The sequence below is a fragment of the Chryseobacterium sp. SIMBA_029 genome (genome assembly GCF_046535275.1).
Lineage (GTDB): Bacteria > Bacteroidota > Bacteroidia > Flavobacteriales > Weeksellaceae > Chryseobacterium.
This window is the reverse complement of the sequence record NZ_JAWRXA010000653.1, coordinates 1-250: the sequence shown is the minus strand read 5'-3', so window position 1 is coordinate 250 and position 250 is coordinate 1. Positions and strand designations below refer to the sequence as shown.

General features: G+C 35.6%; 1 pseudogene. It reads right to left on the bottom strand.

Annotation, left to right across the window (positions count from 1 at the left end):
- A pseudogene (locus tag SB679_RS25590) lies at nt 1-250 on the bottom strand (catalase); the annotation flags it as partial.

Genomic DNA, 250 nt, shown 5'->3' with positions numbered 1-250 from the left:
ATGGCAGTAAATAGTTTTAAAAAAGTAGAAACGGAATTAACAGGGAATAATGGAAAATTGACCAACGGATAATTGGAAAGTAAATTATTATTCTCATCCCGGATCTGTACAGCAAATCCATAGGCCGGAAGATCCTTTTTGGAGTTTTTAATTTTCAATTGAGCATTGGAAAACCTGATCGTCAGATCAAACTTTTCCCTATCAAAAAATGGGTGTAATGATTCCGGAATTCCCGGATCTATCCAAAAGG